The following is a 20,643-nucleotide window of genomic DNA, read 5'->3' as shown; positions in this document are numbered from 1 at the left end:
TTTAGAAGCTGAGATCAAACGGGTGAACGAGTCCCACGCCGATGAAGTCAGCAGGCTTGAGGCGGAGCTGAAGAAGGCAGGAGAGTCAGGGGATGAGCAAGTCCGCGTGGTGCGTGAAGAATTAGAGCAGACACAAAAGCGCCATGAAGAGGTGTTAAACAAGTTGAATCAATCGCTAAAAGAGGCGATGAAAGACACAGAGGAAGTTAGGTCGAAATTAGAAGTAGCAGAGCAAACGCTGGCCTCAAACTTAGCTTCGCTGAAAGAGTTGCAAGAACAGTTCCAAGTACTTAAACGAAGCAACGAAGCATTAACTGAAGAATTGTCCAGTGCCAAGGCCTCGGCAGAGGGTCAGGAATTAAAGAACACCGAATTAGTTGATGAAATCCAACGCCTAACCGAAGCACTGCAAAGTAAGGCGGAAGCGTTAGATTCTTTATCCTCTGAATTGAAGAAACAACAAGAAACGGTTTCCGATTTACAACAAAGTTTATCAACGACACAAAAATCGTTTGAAGAAGCAGAGCGTCGCTCAAGTGCATTAGAAAAGCAGTTAGAACAACTGAATGTTAAACACAGTAAAGAAAAAATAGATCTAGAAACTAAATTATCTACCGCAACAGAGAAGGTTGATGCCGTTCAAAAACAATTAGAAGAAGAGCAACGCAAATCATTAGAATCTGAGAAAAAACAAAAAGAGGCTGAAAAAATTGCTGAAGAGGCATTAAAAGAAGTAGCGGCAATGCGATTGGAATCCAAACGGCTTCAAGAGGAAATGGAGAAATTACGTCGAGAAACGAAAGAACGTCAAAGTCAACTTGATGCACGTGAACACCAACTTGAAGAGCGCGCAAACCAACTTAACACGAGAGAGAGTTTACTTGAACAGCGTGAAATGCAACTTGAAGCACGGGAAAATGAACTTGAAGAACACCGTCGAGAAGTAGCGCTTGCAGAAGAGGAGGTTCATCCTCGCGAAACTGATTTAGTAGAATTACTACCCATTATAGAGAATCCTCGCGAAGTAGCTCGAAGAAGAGCAATCACTGCTTTAAACGCACAACTTGCAAACAGTTTCGATGACGCGTTATTAATTACTATTAGCGAAGCCGAGAGTAATGAAGATCTGGCAAAGGCAGGCTTAAAATTAAAGTACCTACGTGCTTTAAATGCAGACGATTTTGAGCTGATTGCCGATACGGCTGAAAATCGATTGACTGAATTACAAGAGTTACGTTCTGAAAATAAAAAGAAATTGTTAGGTAATAACTATAAAATTGTTTTAGGTGAAAATAGGGAAAAATTAAGAGGTATTCACACCAACCTTAATAAAATCGCCACACTCGATAGTGGCACCAGAAAAGAGTTGGATTATTTGGTAAGAGTTTCTCCGCTCCATTGGTTTAGTCCTGCTTTTCAGGCATCACTTAAGAAAAATGCCCGTGACTTGGCACCGCATTATGAGAGGTTAGCAGAAGGTTGCGATGTTATTGTTGACTATTTAAAACCGCTAAGTATTGAACTAAAACATCAATTGAATAGTTTGCCTTCAATGGAGCAAATGCAGCGGTTACCTGAGAATTCCCCTCAGAGATTGGAAATTGAAGATCGTCGCGCACTACTCACTCGCTACTTACAACGCGTACAAAAAGAACTCGATCTTTATGAGCCTTTATACAAACTGTTAAACGGTGATCCAACAGCCTCCAATCCTCTGCTAAGACAGGGTATTCGAAAAACTCTCCGTTACGCGCAAGATGAGAAATATGCATTGAAATTTTTAGATTTCGCAACGGATTATCATGATTTTGCGCAGAGTGAAAAAGCCGCTCACTTTGAAAATGATTATGAAGCCGACTCAGAAGCTGAGGCAACTGTTTTATCAGGAAATTTAGGTAGCTCACGCTATAGTGTAATAGAAGCAGTAAAACATGGATATTTTCGTGAGCATGTCGTTAATCCGGATGATCCCTTATGTGGTTATTTTATTGAAGAGCGTGCAAAAAGTTTAGACAACCGGTTGGATAAAAGATCCCTTAAAGGATATCGTCCTCAGATCACTATCACCGTCAGCAAATTTCCTCAGGGTGACAATCATGATCCAGCCGTTATTGCTGCCCGTGTGAAATATTCGTTGGCCGTGGCAACGCAGTTTTTGGCAGAATTTGTAGAACCACCCAGTGAAGCAAACCCTTTGACGTTGCGAGGACCTAATCCTGAAGAGTTACGTTATCTATGGACGGCTCTGGTATTAGTTGGAAAGGAAGTTCCCGAATTTCAGTTTTCCCATAAAGCAGTAGAAGTGGCTTCAGCAGCATTTATGCCTAAGAAAGAAAGGGAGGCCGCTGGCTTTTGGGGAAGGGCCACACAATGGACTGCAAATTCTTGCTACAACACTTGCTTTAAAGGTCAACCCTCCTTGGATCTGTGGTTAACAGGTCTAAAAGAAGCCAGCAAGCATCGTACTCATTTCAAAAAAGAAAGTGAGCAGATCAAGAAGGTAGTAGGTGAAGTTACCCATACATTCTTTGGTAATCCAAAAGCCAAGACAATAATCGACGAGCTAAAACAAGAAATTAAGGCAGACCCTAAAGCGGGTGGATGATAGTGAGATGGGTTATTAATTATAATTAACTTTTTTGTAGATCTAGCACGAATCTAGTTCAACTCATTTAAGAAAAGGATTTTCACGCCTGTAATTTATTGATCAGGTTGCTATAGAGGGTATTAACGTCTGAACTTTCACGCCATCCGTTTACTATAAAGCCTCATTAACTTGAGCGTGTCCCTCCAAAGTCAGCTCATTGATCGCTCGTACTTGTTACCAAGACTCTGACCGACAGCCTCGGTGCGCACACCAGGCCCATCCCTTGTATATACTTTAACTAAAGCGATGGGCAAGGAGCTGCTATGTTAGACCAGGTAAAATTAAATCAATTAAACCAGTTGTTAAACCTAGCTCTTAAACCTGAAAATGCCAATGTGTTTTGGAAAGGGCTTACTAAAAAGCCCTTGAGTATAGGGTTTTCTAACCTGCCAAAGCATGTTGAAGAAATGCAGAAAACTTTATTGCTTGCTTCTAAAGATAATGCCTATTTTACCAACGCGTCTTTTTATCTTCCTTTCTTAAAAAGCATCGGCCAAATAGCAAAGAAGTGTACCGACGAGGAGAGCATTTCGGATAGCAGCGTTGGCAAAATACTTCAACAACTTAAAGATCATCGCCAACCCTTTACCTACCGTTTTTATCAAATACTTTCTCCATTGGCGGAATTGCACAATAAAAGTGTGGCTGAACAAAACCGATTGATTGATCAAATTTGTGCTCAACTGATCGGTTTATACAGCGATAATCCCAACGTTCAATCTTTACCCAATACTAAAATCATTCAACAAAGGGTTGCTGAAAAAGAATTGCGGGACAGCTTGGATATAAAGGACAACAGCAAAAGTTTAATTTATCTATACACTAACGACCCGCCTGAACTTGTCTTTTCACAAGGGATTCGAGCTCCAGGAAAAAAACTGGCTTTAAAAGGGCAAGGAAGTGCCCTGGACATCAATCCAGAAAATAATCAAAGCCGTTACCTAATTACCTGGCATCACCTGAATCTCACCCAAGCGAAAAAATATAAATATGTTTATGCGTTGGATATTCCAAAAGCCATGCGTATACCTGCAGATGAGTTTCATTTGGGTAAAATACCCGACAGCAGCCTCATTGCCCAAGCAATTGAAGGACGACAGGTTGTTGGTAGTTTTACGTTGGAAGAAAGCCAGAATCGTTTACAATGTAAAAACATCAAAAAAAATCCTCACTACGCCTCAGAAATAACCTTCAGCAATAGTAGCAAAACTCGACCCCATTTATTATTTCGCGGAGATAGCCGCCATTTTTCAGGAAATCCGAAAAAAAACACTGTTCGCCAATTCGAAGGGACTCATGCTGAGCTGGTTATAAAGAAACCATCTGAAAATTTATTTGAAGTCGGATTTACCGCGTTAGTAAATTTTAATGACGATGCTGAAAAATATGTTAATAGTCGTCAGCCCACCATCTTTATTTCCACGAGTGATAACCTAACCTCTTGTCTTAAATTCCCGGAAGAAAGTACCGGTCAAGACATGCGCTACGTTTACGTCATCTATCTTCCGGATTCGGCAATTAATGCCCAAGAATTGACACAAAGTGATCATGCTAAAACAGATCAGGAATACCTTGTGCCAAACCACATCCCTCCAGGCCACATTATCGGCATGTGTACTATCACCAATGGCAAGCTTGAACGCTTTGATTTCAATGATAACACCAAAGTCTGTATAGATAGGGCGACCTTTGTCCAACAATTTATTGAGCCCGCGCTACGAACCCAAAAAGAAACACTTAATGCGACTAGAAATGAAGAAAATAGCCGAGGTTATGGAAAAAATGAGGATGATATCTCCGACACAGATATCTTTGGAATTAGTTCCTCATCCTATACGGATCATTAAGCAGAGAGTCTTGCATCGGCAATAGGCTCAGCAATTATTTTATCTTCTAGCTTTTTGTGGAACTATTTAATCATTCAATTTAGAGCAAATAATTGTCAATAAGCCGAATATTGCCAATTGTCACCGCAATGAAACGTCGACCCTGATAGTCTTCAAGATATTCAACTTCAATATCTTTTTGCTTTAATTCCTCTGCGATTAACTCACAGGATTTTTGTTGATGGAAAATGCTGGCAAAAGTTTCAGCTTTCAGCCGTTGCTCCGCAGTCAAACGATTATTACGGGAGCTAAAGGCAAGGCCACTTTTTTCCCGAATGGTGGGACAAGCCTTGATTTCAATGTCCATGAAAAAGGCATCGACCATTTCTTGAATCAATAAATATTGTTGATAATCTTTTTCACCGAAGTACGCATAATGTGGCTTAGCCAGATTTAGCAGTTTCATAACAACAGTAAGAACACCTGTAAAATGTCCCGGACGATGCTTTCCCTCCATCAACTGACAGAGTTTGGTTTCGTGGATTTGAAAGCGATAGTTATCAGGATAGATGGCTTTTTTAGTAGGAATTAGGCAATAGTCAACTTGCAATTCTTTTAAGAGATTAAAATCATTCTCTAGTGTTCGTGGGTAATGCGTAAAATCATCAGTGCGGTTAAATTGAGTAGGATTCACAAAAATACTGGCAATGGTATGTTGATTTTCCTGTTTACTTTTTTCAAATAAAGAAGCATGGCCGGCGTGTAAATTTCCCATGGTGGGCACAAAACCCAGGGATAAATGGGGGGATAGTGAACGGCGAAAGGCTAGCCATTCCTTCATATCGTAAAAAATTTGCATGAGTACTCCTTAAGTCACAGTAGCTTTTTCCCTATCAAAGAGAAAAAGCTATAGCTACTAATGATTAATTACTCTCTAAAATGCGTGTTCATCTGCAGGGAACTGCAATTGTTGCACTTGTTGGGCGTAATTATTAATTGCTGCCAACATTAACTCTTTGGTTTGGGCATATTGCTTTAGAAATCGTGGCTTAAATTCAGTTTGCAGGCCCAAAAGATCATGCCAGACCAGAACTTGGCCATCAGTACCAACACCAGCACCTATGCCGATGGTAGGAATACTGAGTCGTTGTGTAATGGTGGTGGCCAATTGTTGGGGGACACATTCAATCACTACGCCAAAACAACCACAGGCTTCTAACTGTATTGCTTGCTCTATTAGAGCGAGCGCTTGCCCCTCTTCTTTCCCCTGAACCTTATAACCGCCAAGCTGATGAATGGATTGCGGCGTTAAACCGATATGGCCTATTACGGGAACCCCAGCGTTAATCAAATAGGCAATGGTTTCACGAGTGTCTACATCTGCGCCTTCAATTTTTATAGCGTGCGCACCTGCCTGCAACAATTGTCTTACATTATGAATGGTTTCCGCTTTGGACGCACGATGCCCTAAAAAGGGTAAATCACTAATCAGGAATTGCTGTCCAAGCCCGCGTGCCACTGCTTTCGTGTGGAGAGTCATCATTTCCATGGTAGCCATAACGGTAGTGTCATAACCATGTACAGCCATGGCTACAGAATCACCGACGAGAACACAATCAATATGGGATTCAGCGACTATGCGTGCGGAAGGATAATCATAGCAAGTAATCATGCTAATCTTGGATTGTTGCTGTTTTTTACGTTTGAAATCGTGAATTTTCATGCTAATCCTCCTAAATTGGAGAGAAAAGCAATAGGGAATGGCGTGATTAATACGGGTACCTGTCTCATGGATCAAGTCCTCCTGAAATAAAGTTAAGTAAAGAGTCACCGCAAAAAGTCGGTGCTGTGTTGATCTTAAAGGACGCGCATGAAATTGCAATATGCGTTATCATTAGTATTTTAAATAAATATCAATTTTATGCTGTTATCCGAAAATTTGCATCGTGCTGGTGAACATCCTTTTTTCTTTACAGGTGCTGCTGGCCGTTTGGAAGGTATATTAACCGTTCCTGCGTCAATAAAAGATTCATTTATTGCTTTTTTAGGCCATCCACATTCATTGCAGGGTGGAACCATGAATAATAAAGTGGTAACGACTCTCGCACGAGCATTTAAAGAGCTGGGTATTCCCAGTCTGCGCTTTAATTTTCGCGGGGTAGGTGGGTCAGAGGGTACTTTTGATCATGGTGTAGGGGAAAGTAACGATATGTTGCAGCTGGTAAACCAGTGGCAGCAAGAAAAAGGAGCATCCCGTATTCTATTTGCAGGTTTTTCATTTGGTTCTTATGTTGCGTATCGGGCGGCTTGTCAATGTGAGCATGAATTATTAATTACTATTGCACCACCAGTGCATCATTTTAACTATCGTGAATTCCAACCTTCCCCCTATCCCTGGGTAATTATACAGGGGGATGAAGATGATGTTGTGCCAATGACGTTGGTGGAAAATTTTGCAAAAAATGAGACACCATCTATACCTATGGTTCATTTTTCCGCAACAGGCCATTTCTTCCATGGCAAGTTGCTGGAACTTAAAGCAAAACTCATTGACACGATTCGTCCGCAGGTACCGGCGTTATGACATTGATAAAATGCTATGAGGAGGCTATCGCCTCAGGCGATATTGAGGATGATCCAATCCAACGAACGGTGTTAGCATCCATGCAGCGCTTATGTGATGAGTTACAGCTTCCTCGACGCTCCTGGCTCAATTGGTTGCAAAAATTGCCACAACCGGTAGGACTCTATCTCCATGGACCCGTAGGGGTGGGTAAAACTTTTTTGATGGACTTGTTTTATGAACAGGTCGCAGAACAGCAGAAAGCACGCATACATTTTCATCATTTCATGCAGCAAGTTGATGGTCAATTACGCTGTTTACAAGGTCAAAAAGACCCTCTACGGCGCATCGCTGCAGAGCTTGCGAAAACCATTCGCTTGTTATGTTTTGATGAGTTTTTAGTTTATGATGTAGCCGATGCCATGATACTTGCGGAATTATTGCAAGCCTTATTTGCCCAAGGCATTGTTTTAGTTGCAACCTCCAATACCCCACCTGATGATTTATATTTAAACGGCATCCGGCGAGAACGTTTTCTACCGGCGATTGCACTTATAAAGACACATTGTGAAGTACTTTTTTTAGGTGAAAAAAGAGATTATCGCCTGGGAAGAGAGCCATTATGCACAGCTTACTTGTATCCCTTAAATGCAGCGACAGAGGCAAGTTTAATAGAGCAATTTGCAGCGCTATCCCCAACAATGAAGGAAGCGGGTAGTGTGACAGTACAAAATCGTAGTATTCCATTTATAAAATGCAGCGAAAGGGCGATATGGTTTGATTTTAATGTTATTTGCAATTTGCCGCGTAGCCAGCTTGATTATTTAGAAATCGCCAAGCGTTTTGATACGGTTTTTGTTAGTAACATCCCGCAGCTAACTGCCAATGATACCATCCATGCTATTTTGCTCATTCATTTTATTGATGTGATGTATGATCGGGGAATCCGTGTGGTGATGGCAGCTGACGTTCCAATTGAGAAGCTGTATACAGAAGGCGAAATGAGCCAGTCGTTTAAAAGAACGCTCAGTCGCCTGCAAGAAATGCAATCGGTAGATTATTTGAAAAGACATCCACGCCGTGTGGTGCAAAATTTAATTTGAAGCGCTGTAAAGCTAAATATCACGGCGCTGTAAAAGCACTGTAGATTTCATCGGCTTCTTCAGGCTTATTGATTTTTGCTTTCGCTGCTTCCAACCGTGTTTCTATTCGACCAATATTAAGTTTGAAAAAGGCGGCTACAGCTTGTTTTTGCTGCGGCTCAAATTTAATATCGTAACCTTCTATGGGGCTATAAGTAATGCGATGTGTTTTTTTATCCTCAGTTTTCCTGGCAAAAACAATATGAGATGACCTTCTTTCAGCATCAACAGGTTGTAAGGTAGCTTCCAAACTCTCAAGATCCAGTGCTTCGTGTTTTAAAAATTCCTGTAAAGTTCGATCGTAACCTGTAGGCGTTGTAAGCTTAATAGTCAATGCTTTTTCTCGGACGTCTTTATTAAAAAAATGTACGATACCTTGGACTGCGAGTGTCACGGGTGCACTAATAAGTGTAGCTACCGCTGAAAAAGCCAGTCTTGCGACGTAGATAGGAATATTAATTGCGGCAGAGGGTATAAATAAAAGCCACGCAAGTCTATTGTGTTCTTTATTATTTAAACACCATTGCAAAAATAAAAAGGCAGCAGTGGAGATAAATAATGTGGCATAATCAAACAGTCCAACATTACTAGGTTTGCCTACATTATTGAGATAGCCATGGAATGCATAAAACGTGTCGCTAAATTTCGTTTTTAAAGACGTGCGTAACGTACGTGCGTGGGGGGTATTTCTGGTTTCTATAATTCCTGAAAATGGATTGAAAAAATTGCGCATAATTATCTTAGATGTTTTTTATATGAGGCAAATTGTAACATAATTGGACATCAAGCAAAAGGGTGGGATTTTCCCATTACGCTGGCTTGGTTTTATTGACATGGAGAATTAAAAATGACTATAAAAAAAATTGATGCGCCTACTTTAAAGACTTGGCTTGAAAAAAAAGAAGCATTGCTTATTGATGTTCGGGATCCAGAAGAACATGCTGCTGAAAATATTCCGGGTGCTATCTCGATGCCGCTCAATGTGATTTCAACAAAGGGGCTTCCTGAAACTGCAAACAAAAAGCTTGTCTTCCATTGCAAGGCTGGCAAACGAAGCTTAAGCGCTTGCGAAAAACTTATCGAGACTGATCCCAACCTTGAAGTTTTTACGCTTGAAGGAGGAATTAGTGCTTGGGATGAAGCGGGTTATCCGATCAATCGAAAATAAACCTGACAATAAATACTTTGCCAAATGACTATTTTTTTTCTAAAATGAGAATGATTCTCGATATCATTTGTGTTACACTTTGGGCTTTAGTCGTTTTAAAATAAAAAGTATGCGTATTACTGAGCTTGTAAAAGGTGACCGTGTTCGCCTAATTGATTTTGGCCTTACTGATGTGCAATACAGGAGGCGCTTACTGTCTTTGGGTATAACCCGGGGAATAGAACTTTCAGTAGTTAGAGTAGCGCCTTTAGGTTGTCCGGTTCAAGTGGAGGTTCGTGGTACCTCATTAACATTGCGTAAAGAAGAGGCGGCAGAATTGATTTGGGAGCGCCTATGACACATATTCTGCTCGTTGGTAATCCAAATTGTGGAAAAACAACCTTATTTAATGCGTTAACAGGCGCTAATCAGCGTGTTGGCAATTGGCCAGGCGTTACCGTAGAGCAGAAAATAGGTACTTACCATTTTAATGATCGTTCTTATCAAATTACAGATTTACCGGGTATTTACTCACTAAGTTCCTCCAACACCTCAAGTCAGGATGAGCGAATTGCCGCTAATGCCTTGATTACCCTGGAGGCTGATGTGATTGTTAATGTGATAGATGCCTGTCACCTCGAGCGTCACCTTTATTTAACCAGCCAAATTTTGGAGCTTAACAAGCCTGTAATTATCGTGCTAAACATGATGGATATTGCTCTTCAGCGCGGTATAAAAATTGATATTCACTTTTTAGAAAAACAATTGGGCTGTACTGTTTTGCCCATTCAGGCACATAAAAAAATAGGTTTAAGAGCACTGCATGAAGCCATCAGTCATTTGCCGCCTGCTACGAAGCCTCTCGACTTGAAACTATCTCAAGAAATAGAGGATGCTTTAGCTGCAATCGAACAACAGTTACATGATAGAAATATTGCTCCATCCTTGGTTAGCTATTATGCGCGCCGCTTAATAGAGGGTGATAACTGTTTATTGAGAGAGAAATCAATCGTCTTATCGAAAATTGAAAGTACGGATGACTTAGATATTGTTTTGGCGGATGCCCGATATCAGAAAGTTCATGATATTGTTTTAAATGTGCAAAAAAGACAAAGTGATGCCAGTGAGCATTTCACGGCGAAACTCGATCGCTTTGTCCTGCACCGCTATTTTGCCATTCCGCTATTTTTAGCCATGATGTACTTGATGTTTTTGTTTGCAATTAATATCGGCGGTGCCTTTCAGGATTTTTTTGACATCACCACGGATACAATTTTTGTTCAAGGTAGTGCATGGCTATTACAGCAGCTGCATACTCCTAATTGGTTAATTGCTTTAATTGCCAATGGGGCAGGGAAAGGAGTTAATACTACACTGACGTTTATTCCTGTTATTGCGGCAATGTTTTTCTTTCTCGCTTTGCTGGAGGCTTCAGGATATATGGCACGTGCGGCTTTTGTCGTGGATAAGGCTATGCGTTCTCTGGGGTTACCCGGAAAATCCTTTGTACCTATGATAGTAGGTTTTGGTTGTAATGTGCCTGCGATTATGGCCGCCCGTACTTTAGATTCGGAAAGAGATAGGCTATTAACGGTGATGATGAGTCCTTTTATGTCTTGTAGTGCTCGTCTGGCCATTTATGCTGTGTTTGTCGCCGCTTTTTTCCCTACAGGAGGGCAAAACGTCGTGTTTTCTCTTTATCTGCTGGGTATTTTAATGGCTGTATTGACAGGATTTATCCTGCGACAAACGACCTTACGAGGCCAGGCCTCTCCTTTGATTCTTGAGTTACCCGCTTACCATAGACCCACGTTAAAGCGCTTGCTTAAAGAAACGTTATGGCGATTAAGACATTTCGTAATACGGGCAGGTCGCTTAATTATCCCTGTGTGTGTCATTCTAGGTGGCTTAAACGCAATGACCCTTGAAGGTGGGATTAGTACGGGAGAAGCCAGTACGCAGTCAGTCTTGTCCCTTCTTGGACAATGGTTAACCCCTTTATTTGCGCCGATGGGATTACATCAAGATAATTGGCCGGCCACCGTAGGATTATTAACTGGGATGTTGGCCAAAGAAGTGGTTGTCGGTTCTCTAAACTCGCTGTATGCTCAACTCGGACATTTAGGGCAAATTTCTGCTGCCCATTTTGATTTTTGGGGTTCCCTGGCAAGTGCTTTTTGGTCTATTCCACAAAATTTAAGTGAACTTGGTTCAGCGTTTTTCAATCCTTTAGTGGCCAATGCGCCTGATAGTGAAATGTCCCAATCTGTCTATGGGATGATGGTAGACCGCTTCGATGGCAAAGCCGGTGCTTATGCCTATTTGGTATTTATTTTACTTTATGTCCCTTGTGTTTCTACCATGGCAGTAATTCGTCAGGAAGCAAATCGTAACTACATGTGGTTTTCTATTGCCTGGTCATTTATTGTTGCTTACATAAGTGCTGTTTTGATTTATCAACTAGCTACCTATACTTCTCATCCACAACAATCCTTCCTATGGGTTTCACTGATCGTGGCCATCATTATTATGTTGGGGGCAATAATACGACGGCTGTCGTTTGGAGGCGAAAATGTTACTGCAAATTCGTGAATTTATACAACAAAAACAAATCGTCAGTAACCAGCAAATTGCGCGTGAATTTAAACTTGATTTGGACTCGCTACAACCGATGCTGGAACTTTGGCTTCATAAAGGTGTCATCGCTTCCTGCCAGGAAAAAACACCCTGCCAGACCCGTTGCTTTAAGTGTAAGATTCAGCCCGTAGTCTATTATCAATACAATTCTATTAAAAAATAACACTTATTTTACATTTTTAACGGTCTTTTGACTGTGCTCAACCAGTGATTTTGGGCTAAGATAGAGTTATTAAGTGTTATCAGGTACATGCAATGACAACAGAATTATCCTCAGAAGAGTATGCCAAGTTAGCGGAACAAGGGCGTAAGATTTTACATGAGAATGAAACTGACCCAGTCATGTTAATTGAGCAGGTCTACCAATTATGGTGGAGATGGTCTAATTTTGAGCTTTTTATTATTACGCCCACTATTCATGCGATAGATCCTCCCTTAGTGATTAATCCTGAACCCATACAGGGCGCCAATGAATTGGAATTTGTGTATGCAATCCATGACCATGGCTTTAAATTAGCTACGTCAAAAAGCCCTGACATGTATACGGTTGGTATGTCTAACTGTAAGCTATATTATACCATTGAAAAAATGATCTATTTACTGATCGAGCGGTTAAAAAGTGGTGGCATCAGTCAGGAAACCGAAGTGCAGGTGGCTTTTGGTGGTCACGAATTGGCGCAACGTAAGGCGTTTGAGTCCATTATTAATTTAAGCTATAACGTGGTTGTGACTAATTTTGATCCGGGGACTTGGGGTGAGCGATATCTACAATCGGTGAAGCGTCTTGCAGACAAGGGTTATGGCTATCCTTCGGAAGCTCCTCGAGAAAGTTTTCGTCAACCTCATGCGCAAGCACCAGGTTTATCGCGTTAACAAATTACTCTTAGCGCACTGTCTATCCAGCAATAAATTGAGGTTATAAACTTAAATATTAAATTGATCAGGTTGATCCAGATTCGAGTCTACATTTTGTCTACCAATACTTTGTAATTCAATTCCTTCATCGACTTCTGTAATCTGGTCTAGTTCATCATTGATAATATGCAGAATATTATTTTTATCTCTTAATGTCTTTTCGCTATATTTCATTAATTCCGATAGCTCGGTCAATGACATTTCTTGAATTGCATTGGTTAGCAAGCTCAATACTTTAGGGTTTAAATCATTCATGCTTGTAAAACGGCTAATTAAACGGCTGCTTAGTTGAGTTAGTTCGGTTGAACGAGTATTTTCCTCAAGAATAGCGGCTCCTTCTTCATGTTTAGAGGCATGCAATTGTTCCCATTTGGACTTGGATGGCACCGCTGAAGGATTGAGTTCCCTTTGATTAATCGTATTAATAGTTTGTTGGAGTGTTTTAAGCTTTGTAAAAGGAACGTTGATAACGATTGGGCTATTAGCAACAGGCAATTTAGCGGATGCGAAAATTTCTTGAACCAATTTTGCCTGAGCTTCTGTTTGAACAGTTAAGCGTAGGGATAGGGCATGTGTTTCCGCCTCCCAGTAATATTCGACGGTACCCGTTGACTGAGGTGTTTTACCCGTAAGCAAGGCCTTTAATTGGGGTAAAGTTTCATTTTTATAGCTGAACTTTAAATTAGGTAAGGTTTCAAGAAGGAAAACAGGTTTCGCTAATGCGCTTTGTCGTTTTTCTTCATACTGACGTTCCACCTCTTCTATTAAACTTTTTAGAGTTTTGGGTGGAAAATTACAACTTAAACCCTTCTCTGTGCTATAAAACTTCAATGAAAATTTGCTTGCTAAAAGTTCCCTAACGGCTTTATTCGTAGTTGTTAATGTATAACTACCGTTTAACTCTTTTGTTAGTTGAAAAGGAATACGTTCTTCGGGTTTTGTAATTTGCATTTGATTAAGAAAAGCTTTCCCATCAGCAGACATGACAACCGTTGGTGAAACAACTTTCTCTAATTTATCTAAGAAATTAATTTCATCTGCAGTTAATGATAAACGCTGCTCAAAAACATTTAAAATTTGTTGGTTACTTACCGCAGCTTTGACTGACCACTTATCAAGTAATTTTAAATAAGTCATTAATTCATCATTAGGCATGGCTGTTTTTAAAGCTGCCTCAAGCAAGTCTATCTTTATTGCTGTGAAATACGAATCAAACGTCTGCAATTTGCCTGTGCTAGTTTTAACTAGCAGTTCGTCTGTTAAGTGTTGCAAAGGACTGCCCTCTTTGCATTGACTTCTGATTTGGGTCAAACGAAATAACAAACTTTCAGCTGTAGGTGTGTTTATTTGGATGCGGTATAGTTCATGTTTTAATCCAGGATAACTTTTCATTACTTCTTCGCTGGGGTTTTCACCCGTTATCATTTTTTTTAAAAGATGTACGCCAATCATTCTTTCGGACATTTCTGTATCGTAAAAAATACTGTAATTGCGATACATAATATGGCGTGCCACGCCTAGAGGACTTGTGCCTCTAAATAGCCTTGGAACACTGGCTCCTGGATTAGTAAAGGAGAAATCATCACGAAGTGTTCCGCAAACGCCATCTCCTTCATAAGGTTTTCCATAGTCAAAACCATAAAAGTAGCCATCCGCAACCCCTTTATTTTGCCCCTCTTTTCCGATGCCGTCTCTATCACCAATAGCAAGACAGAAAATCAGGTTTCGGCCTAAACCGGGTATAGGCTTTCCGCGTTTTACCAAGGCCTTGGGGTTTTCAACTAAAATACCATTGTAGTCTGGTTCTCCTCCACCATAAAGAAAATCAGTTAGTTCTCTAAGACCGTTTTTCCAACCGCAAGCCAATAACGCATGAGGGCCTTGAGGGCCTTTTAACCAAACAATAGTTTGATTTTGATTTTTATCGCTGAATATTCTGGCTAAATGAGTGCCTACATATTCACGAAGTGCCTCCTTGTTTGCTTTGACGCGCTCCTTGGCAGCTCCTTTTTCGGCATAGTCTAGTTTATAGAGCCAAGCACTTAATTGTTTGTTCTCTTTGACCGCTTCTTTAATTTGCTCACAAAGCGAAGCAATGACAGGAGATGGGTTTTTAGCATCATAGGGGCGTGGTGTAATCGTATTAATGAAGGTTGCAAAAGCAATCTGCTTTTGTTTTAACGCTGCTCCCCCAGTAATTTCTGACTCTATTTTTGTGAGGGTAGTCAATAAAATTTTATAGGCACTCACTTCGGTACTATCCAGTCCTATAGGAACGGTAAATTTTTTGAGCTGTTCAAAGAATGTGTTGTCTAAATCAATGGCTCTAAATCCAGGTTCCACCCCACTGGGTTTATTGCCGTAGCAAAATTGCGTTGAATTAAACATAGTGCCCACACGGTTTAAATGTTGTTTGGCCAGTAACTTTGGTTGAGTGGGATCTATTTTCGGGTCTATGCTATTGATAGAAGGACTAATTTTAGCAGGTTCTTTTGGTGAGCCTACCACAGGGGTACTGAGGGAGATTTTCTTAGGCTCTGTGGCTACAGTTGTCGGCGAAGGGAGGATGGTTGTTGTTGTCTTTTTGCCAAGCTGTGCGGCCATCTGTAAAAATAGACCGTCTTTTTTAAGATGATAGGCAGAGCCCTTCGTTAATTTTACGCCAAGTTGCTCTTCGCAAAATTTACTAATTTTGGCCAATTCACTTTCTGCATTTCGGGCACCTGATAAAGCACCATAGGTGGTCTTAAGCGCGTCAAAAAGCATAAAAATTTTGGCATCAGAGGATAGGGGACTTTTTTGAATATTGCCTACATTTTCTTGTAATTGATCGATAATTTTTTTAGGTTCTGGGGCAAATTGTAATTTCGCAAACGCTTTAAAAATTGTCTCACATTCTTTGGCAAACTGTTCACTACTAACAACGGATGCGGATTTCGTAGAAAGGAATTTAATATATTGTTCTGTAAAATCTTTTTCTATCCCATAGCTCGTGCTTTCACCAAGTGGTTTAAAGGCACTTTTATTAAGTTGCATCGTCCTAAAAAACGCTTCATTGATTTGCAACTCTCCCAGTAACAAATGATAAAGGGCATTACGCAAGGGGGCAGATTCATAAGCTGCGGTGGTAAACGCTGTCCATGCGGGTGTGACTAAAGCCGGGGGAGGAAACTGTGGATGGTATAGCAAATTATATAAGGCCCTATAGCCGCAACTCCAGGAATCTAGTTGCGCATTATCAGAGTGAATACGGATATCTAAATTTCCTCCAGTAACGCCAGGAAATGCGGTGTATGTTTTTATTACACCGCCCACAACAGACGTTGCATTGTAATGAACGGCATCGGTTAGAACAGCTTGAACCCCTGCATCAGCATGCATAGAGTCACGATAATTCACCCTAATTGTACCCGCTGCCGGATCAACATGAATCAAGGCTTCGGTCCAGTGTGTTCCCTGGGCCCCTAACGCTTGATTATTGCCACAATTAATCAATAAGGGGATAGAGTAGGGTGCCAGGCTTGCCCCCCGCTTTTCTCGTTCAAAATGCAAAATTATACCAATGTCTTCAGCATTTAAGCGGGTGATATGAACTTTGTCTTTGACCCCAAGCTTGATAAGTGCTCGCTCCAAGTCAACTTCATTTAACCATTCACTTGGTCCTAATTCTTCGGTGAGTAATTTTTCGGCAATTCCCAAATTGTTTGTTTGGGCATGCAAATCACGTAATGAACGGTTTGCCAAGTTTTGTTTAATCTGAATTCCCAAAAGGCGAGCCTCTTTCGCATTAAAATCCTGGGCTATGGGAGGCGTGTCTTTCGAAAAAACTACAAACTTGTCAAGCAGCGCAGCCAGTTTGGCAAAATGAGACTGATGTGCTTCCCTGGTTGTCTGATTTTCGCTGCCAATAGCGGCGACAGCAAGATTTTCATCATCCAGGTCATAAAAAAAATCGATTGCGTCGGCAAGCGGCTGATAGTTTTCGGGTGTGTTTAACCAGAAGGGATTATAATTGCTAAATTTTTCTTTAAGATAGTTTTCAATAATACGATTTATCTTGTCTTTACGTAGGTTTTTCTTTGTTTCGTGTGAGGTTTCCATTGTCTTTCCTTATTCGATAAGAGCATTGGATTAATAACAATGTACTCATCGATTTTTAGTATTCATAAGAATACTTTAATCCTTTAAAGTTAAGCAAAAATTAATCTTTTTGTAAAATTAATGCAAAAATAGAAAGTTATTTGCTTATAATGGTTATCGCCAAATTATTCATATTTTTAGAGGGAAATTAAAAAAAAATAACAATTCTGTCTGATTTTTATTCAAAAAAACGGTATAATAGATGTCCACTTAACGGCTAGTCATAGAGGCATTACAGTATGGGAGACATTCAAAGCAATAAGGACGTGAGTTCTCCTCGCCTTTTCCCTGTCTTGCAACAAGATGGAACAATCCTTTATTTTTTTAGTGATTTTTCAGAGATGCTGGGGCAAGGTGCCTCAGCAGACGTCTACAAAGGTTACCAATGTAACCTAAAAACATCGCAAAAGATAACCAACCCTTTATCCATCGGCAAAGACGATGTCATTGTGCAAGAGAATAAGCCTGTCGCTATTAAAATTTACAAACCAGGTCATGCCCCATCTCCTTATCGAATTACGCAGCCCGCTTCTTCCCTTATTGAAGTAGAAGGTAGGGCCGTATTAATTATGAAATTTATTGAAGGTTTTCATATTAATCCTGATAGTGATGATAATCCGCAACTCAAGCAGTTAACTTTTTTCCAAGCGGTTGATACGATATGGCAACTGATTGTTGCCTTAAATCAATTGCATTATAACAATACAAGCGGTCCCTCTATTGTTCATGGGGATATTAAAGGAACAAATGTAAAAATTAAATTAATAAAGGAAGAAAAAACATCAGAAAGTCATGGTCCCGTTAAAGTAAAAATTGAGGTTGCTTATCTTGATGATGATTACAGTAAGCCTATACTGGCTATGCCACAAATAATTCAAGGAACCCCTGAGCATTTTGCGCAGGAACTTCTTGACGGCTATTATTCTGAAGTTAGCGACTTTTATGCTTTGGGTCCTCTGATGTTAAGCATTCTAGGGGCTAAAAATCCCTTCAAGGACATGTTAGCCTTTAGAGATGCTAATCCTTCTATCGATTCCAGGCTTTTAATAAGACATTATGCACAGATAGGTTACAATACCGAAGGGTTATTTAGTCATTTTACCAACGATAAGCCCAATACGTTTATTTGTCAGTTACTGAAAGCCTTTATTCTGAAGATGGTTGCCCGAGAAAAAGCACAGCGCCCATCTCCTGACGCAGTATTAGAGTTTTTTACAGCACTGCGGCAATGGTGTTTATATAGCCACAGAAAGGAAGAAACAAACTTTCATCTTTTACGCATGATGATTGCTGCTAATAATTCGCTTTGGTTGTGTGATAAGGCAATGCAACAATTATTTTTTTCACTGGATGAAAATTTGCAACATCGCTTGGTTGGTTTGATGTCTCAAGAAGAAAGACATCATCTTTACAGCTTTAGTAAAGCGAATAATACTGTGCTTAATGATTTGGTAAAACTTTGTTTGCGACCACTAATCGAAGCCCGACAAGCCCCCTCATTTTTTACACCCCCCACACTAACACAAAAGGCATTAAAATGGTTACTCTTATGTTTTGAAAAAAGGGATTGGCAAGCCTTTTTCTCTCCCCAGCAATACGAATTAAGGGAAGTACTTAATTCTTCTATACCTCATGAAATAGAGCCTTTGATTACAAATGTTGTCGAGGAATTAAAAAAGGAAATGCTACAAGCAAAAAATTTAGAAACTGTCCCCTATTTTTGTTTAGGGGAAAACGAAACAAAACAGTTAGGTAGAAACTAACTGCAGGCGGGTGTTTGTCCAGTGAAAAAGGAGTCGTTGCGGATTGTTAAAACTAAATAACCCGACCACCAGTGCTGGTAAGACCAAAATTAAACGTTTTGCAGCTTGCCACCAGCCGGGGTTGCCATTATCTGCGATGAGTCGTAAGCGCCAGGCTCGCATGCCAATGGTCTGGCCTCCGTAGATGAAAGAAACTTGGTAATAACTTATAAAAACTACAACTAAACCAAGCTGATACCACCTGGTCGCCGGGGTAATCGCCACACCATGGGTGGTTAAAAGGCAAATAGCAGTAAAGCCGAAAAATAGAGCAAGGATGATAAAGCTATCGTAAACTTGTGCAGCAAGATATCTGAATAACATAACTACTTTTGTTCGCTCATGGCTTTTGTTCCTAAAGAAACTTGTTCAAGACACTCAATGTAGACCTTGCTTAAGTCCAGGCCAAAGTATTCTGTTTCTTTCAAATTTTCCCAATGTCCTTCCTCATAAGCAATAACAATATCAAGAATTTTGCCAAAAGGTCCTTTCCGAGACAGCAAGGCTAGTTTAATGTCGTTTGCCAGGGTGATTTTGTCAATTAAATTCTCTAAAGGGCTGTCCATTAGACTGTCTAATACTGAAAGTAGCCCGGCTGTGTAAGCGCTTTGTGCACAAAGATCAGGTTGCGTCTCAGCCAATTTTTGTGCCATATGGGCGCGAATTAAACCGGATTCGACTATTTCCAACGGCTTATTGGAGACATTAGTCATGGATAATACCATAACCCAATTTTTTAGGTTACAAATGCCTAGTCGTACAACGGCTTGCTGAATAGATTCGATATCTTGATATCCAGAAAAAGCAACGGAATTTGCTACTTTAAGTAATTGATAACTTAGCATGGGGTCTGTCTGAATAAGTTCAATGACCATCTCCATGTTAATGTCTTGTTCTTGCAATTTTGTTATTAGTTCCAGCAAATTTAACTTATTCGCGGCAATCTCTGTTTTTTCAGGGGCTTGTGGATGAAAAAGAAAGTCACCACAATAAAAATCCATACCCATTGCTTTTGAACGCTCAAAGCTATTGGGATGACTAAGATCATAAGCAATGACTTTTCGCTGTCGCTCTTGACTGTATTTGACGACTTTGGAAACGTTGGCTGCTGTCATTAAATGTTCACTTAAAGCAATGTAGTCTGCAAAATTTAACCATGCGAGTTGCTGTGGACTATCAATTAATAAAGCCAGGCGATGCGGGGATGATTCTAACTCTTCACGGGGACAGCTATTATTAATATCACCTGCATGAAGTTTGAGGACAATAGGTTGTTCGATAGGGGACTCTGCTTTTTCAATTAAAAAGCGAAGTGCATAGGGAATAAATAAGGGAAGATGTTTTGCGGTATTCCGTTGAATGGTTGCAAAATGCTCAAAAAGTTCACTATGTTCCTTTGCTTTTTTGTTAGCAATAATTTCAATGCCGGCACATTCCAATCGTTGATTGTAGATAGTGCGCTTAATTAGCATAGCTAATTCCCTATAGGCTTTATTAAAAGCATAGTACGGTAATTGAAAGATGGCTAAAAACTTTAGGCTCAGAGCAGGCTGAAACTTTGCGCAAAAAATATAGAATGGTATACTCCCCACGTTCTAACCCATGTTACGTGGCGGCATCTTTTTGCCACTTTTGGACGTATTTTGAAAATTTCAAATGCCCAAACCTGCCAGAGGGACTGTACGGCTACATGAGTTTTTAATTTGAACTTGCGCCTGAAGCTTTCTAAAAAGATAATTAGATATTCAAAGCCGGTTTAAATTAATTTGACTATGACTGATAAAGAGTGATTATGCTATATTGAATAGCATTTTCTTTTTAAGG

Annotated in this window: 16 protein-coding genes; 10 read left to right on the top strand and 6 right to left on the bottom strand. The window is 40.3% G+C overall.

Annotation, left to right across the window (positions count from 1 at the left end; translation table 11 throughout):
* Positions 1–2,605, top strand: a 2,605-nt coding sequence (locus Ljam_RS08205) for a coiled-coil domain-containing protein (protein ID WP_238583710.1), incomplete at its 5' end; no start/stop codon positions are given.
* Between the two features lie 305 nt (positions 2,606–2,910).
* Positions 2,911–4,494, top strand: a complete 1,584-nt coding sequence (locus tag Ljam_RS08200) for a hypothetical protein (protein WP_058449563.1) — start codon at positions 2,911–2,913, stop codon at positions 4,492–4,494.
* Between the two features lie 79 nt (positions 4,495–4,573).
* Here Ljam_RS08200 and panC read toward each other — a convergent pair whose 3' ends face one another.
* Complete coding sequence (panC, locus tag Ljam_RS08195; protein ID WP_058449562.1) at positions 4,574–5,332, bottom strand: pantoate--beta-alanine ligase; 759 nt, start codon at positions 5,330–5,332, stop codon at positions 4,574–4,576.
* Positions 5,333–5,407: 75 nt separating this feature from the next.
* Positions 5,408–6,196 (bottom strand): 3-methyl-2-oxobutanoate hydroxymethyltransferase, encoded by a 789-nt coding sequence (panB, locus tag Ljam_RS08190; protein WP_058449561.1) that lies wholly within the window; start codon positions 6,194–6,196, stop codon positions 5,408–5,410.
* Between the two features lie 198 nt (positions 6,197–6,394).
* Between panB and Ljam_RS08185 the strand changes: the two genes are divergently transcribed.
* On the top strand, positions 6,395–7,057 hold the full coding sequence (locus Ljam_RS08185; protein WP_058449560.1) for an alpha/beta hydrolase: 663 nt from the start codon (positions 6,395–6,397) through the stop codon (positions 7,055–7,057).
* On the top strand, positions 7,054–8,139 hold the full coding sequence (zapE, locus tag Ljam_RS08180) for a cell division protein ZapE (RefSeq protein ID WP_058449559.1): 1,086 nt from the start codon (positions 7,054–7,056) through the stop codon (positions 8,137–8,139). Before Ljam_RS08185 ends, zapE begins: the two co-directional genes overlap by 4 nt.
* 19 nt (positions 8,140–8,158) lie before the next feature.
* On the opposite strand, the gene Ljam_RS08175 is transcribed toward zapE, so the two are convergent.
* On the bottom strand, positions 8,159–8,911 hold the full coding sequence (locus Ljam_RS08175) for a hypothetical protein (RefSeq protein WP_058449558.1): 753 nt from the start codon (positions 8,909–8,911) through the stop codon (positions 8,159–8,161).
* Positions 8,912–9,025: 114 nt separating this feature from the next.
* Between Ljam_RS08175 and Ljam_RS08170 the strand changes: the two genes are divergently transcribed.
* The 5 genes from Ljam_RS08170 (at position 9,026) to Ljam_RS08150 (ending at position 12,835) form a co-directional block, all read left to right on the top strand.
* The gene (locus Ljam_RS08170) at positions 9,026–9,346 is read left to right on the top strand and encodes a rhodanese-like domain-containing protein (RefSeq protein WP_058449557.1); all 321 of its coding nucleotides are present in this window, start codon (positions 9,026–9,028) and stop codon (positions 9,344–9,346) included.
* Between the two features lie 109 nt (positions 9,347–9,455).
* On the top strand, positions 9,456–9,683 hold the full coding sequence (locus tag Ljam_RS08165) for a FeoA family protein (RefSeq protein ID WP_058450765.1): 228 nt from the start codon (positions 9,456–9,458) through the stop codon (positions 9,681–9,683).
* Complete coding sequence (gene feoB / locus Ljam_RS08160; protein WP_058449556.1) at positions 9,680–11,917, top strand: Fe(2+) transporter permease subunit FeoB; 2,238 nt, start codon at positions 9,680–9,682, stop codon at positions 11,915–11,917. The genes Ljam_RS08165 and feoB overlap by 4 nt, the downstream gene beginning before the upstream one ends.
* The gene (locus tag Ljam_RS08155) at positions 11,898–12,125 is read left to right on the top strand and encodes a FeoC-like transcriptional regulator (protein ID WP_058449555.1); all 228 of its coding nucleotides are present in this window, start codon (positions 11,898–11,900) and stop codon (positions 12,123–12,125) included. Before feoB ends, Ljam_RS08155 begins: the two co-directional genes overlap by 20 nt.
* Before the next feature lie 92 nt (positions 12,126–12,217).
* Complete coding sequence (locus Ljam_RS08150; RefSeq protein ID WP_058449554.1) at positions 12,218–12,835, top strand: hypothetical protein; 618 nt, start codon at positions 12,218–12,220, stop codon at positions 12,833–12,835.
* Between the two features lie 51 nt (positions 12,836–12,886).
* Here the strand turns inward: Ljam_RS08150 and Ljam_RS08145 are convergent, their stop codons facing one another.
* Complete coding sequence (locus Ljam_RS08145; RefSeq protein ID WP_058449553.1) at positions 12,887–16,978, bottom strand: hypothetical protein; 4,092 nt, start codon at positions 16,976–16,978, stop codon at positions 12,887–12,889.
* Positions 16,979–17,256: 278 nt separating this feature from the next.
* Here Ljam_RS08145 and Ljam_RS08140 point away from each other — a divergent pair, with 278 nt between their 5' ends.
* The gene (locus tag Ljam_RS08140) at positions 17,257–18,780 is read left to right on the top strand and encodes a protein kinase domain-containing protein (RefSeq protein WP_058449552.1); all 1,524 of its coding nucleotides are present in this window, start codon (positions 17,257–17,259) and stop codon (positions 18,778–18,780) included.
* On the opposite strand, the gene Ljam_RS08135 is transcribed toward Ljam_RS08140, so the two are convergent.
* A complete protein-coding gene (locus Ljam_RS08135; RefSeq protein WP_058449551.1) occupies positions 18,766–19,143 on the bottom strand; it encodes an RDD family protein in 378 nt (125 codons plus the stop codon). The genes Ljam_RS08140 and Ljam_RS08135 overlap by 15 nt on opposite strands.
* Positions 19,144–19,145: 2 nt before the next feature.
* Positions 19,146–20,291, bottom strand: a complete 1,146-nt coding sequence (locus Ljam_RS08130; RefSeq protein WP_058450764.1) for an EAL and HDOD domain-containing protein — start codon at positions 20,289–20,291, stop codon at positions 19,146–19,148.
* Between the last annotated feature and the right edge of the window lie 352 nt (positions 20,292–20,643).

Origin of the sequence: Legionella jamestowniensis (assembly GCF_001467745.1) — a bacterium.
Classification (GTDB): Bacteria; Pseudomonadota; Gammaproteobacteria; order Legionellales; family Legionellaceae; genus Tatlockia; species Tatlockia jamestowniensis.
This window is presented reverse-complemented; position numbering and strand designations above follow the sequence as displayed.

Coding starts and splice junctions, on each gene's coding strand:
- Ljam_RS08155 (WP_058449555.1), top strand. CDS start 11,898: ATGTTACTGCAAATTCGTGAATTTATACAACAAAAACAAATCGTCAGT.
- Ljam_RS08200 (WP_058449563.1), top strand. CDS start 2,911: ATGTTAGACCAGGTAAAATTAAATCAATTAAACCAGTTGTTAAACCTA.
- Ljam_RS08170 (WP_058449557.1), top strand. CDS start 9,026: ATGACTATAAAAAAAATTGATGCGCCTACTTTAAAGACTTGGCTTGAA.
- Ljam_RS08185 (WP_058449560.1), top strand. CDS start 6,395: ATGCTGTTATCCGAAAATTTGCATCGTGCTGGTGAACATCCTTTTTTC.
- feoB (WP_058449556.1), top strand. CDS start 9,680: ATGACACATATTCTGCTCGTTGGTAATCCAAATTGTGGAAAAACAACC.
- Ljam_RS08145 (WP_058449553.1), bottom strand. CDS start 16,978: ATGGAAACCTCACACGAAACAAAGAAAAACCTACGTAAAGACAAGATA.
- zapE (WP_058449559.1), top strand. CDS start 7,054: ATGACATTGATAAAATGCTATGAGGAGGCTATCGCCTCAGGCGATATT.
- Ljam_RS08150 (WP_058449554.1), top strand. CDS start 12,218: ATGACAACAGAATTATCCTCAGAAGAGTATGCCAAGTTAGCGGAACAA.
- Ljam_RS08165 (WP_058450765.1), top strand. CDS start 9,456: ATGCGTATTACTGAGCTTGTAAAAGGTGACCGTGTTCGCCTAATTGAT.
- Ljam_RS08140 (WP_058449552.1), top strand. CDS start 17,257: ATGGGAGACATTCAAAGCAATAAGGACGTGAGTTCTCCTCGCCTTTTC.
- Ljam_RS08135 (WP_058449551.1), bottom strand. CDS start 19,143: ATGTTATTCAGATATCTTGCTGCACAAGTTTACGATAGCTTTATCATC.
- Ljam_RS08175 (WP_058449558.1), bottom strand. CDS start 8,911: ATGCGCAATTTTTTCAATCCATTTTCAGGAATTATAGAAACCAGAAAT.
- Ljam_RS08130 (WP_058450764.1), bottom strand. CDS start 20,291: ATGCTAATTAAGCGCACTATCTACAATCAACGATTGGAATGTGCCGGC.
- panB (WP_058449561.1), bottom strand. CDS start 6,196: ATGAAAATTCACGATTTCAAACGTAAAAAACAGCAACAATCCAAGATT.
- panC (WP_058449562.1), bottom strand. CDS start 5,332: ATGCAAATTTTTTACGATATGAAGGAATGGCTAGCCTTTCGCCGTTCA.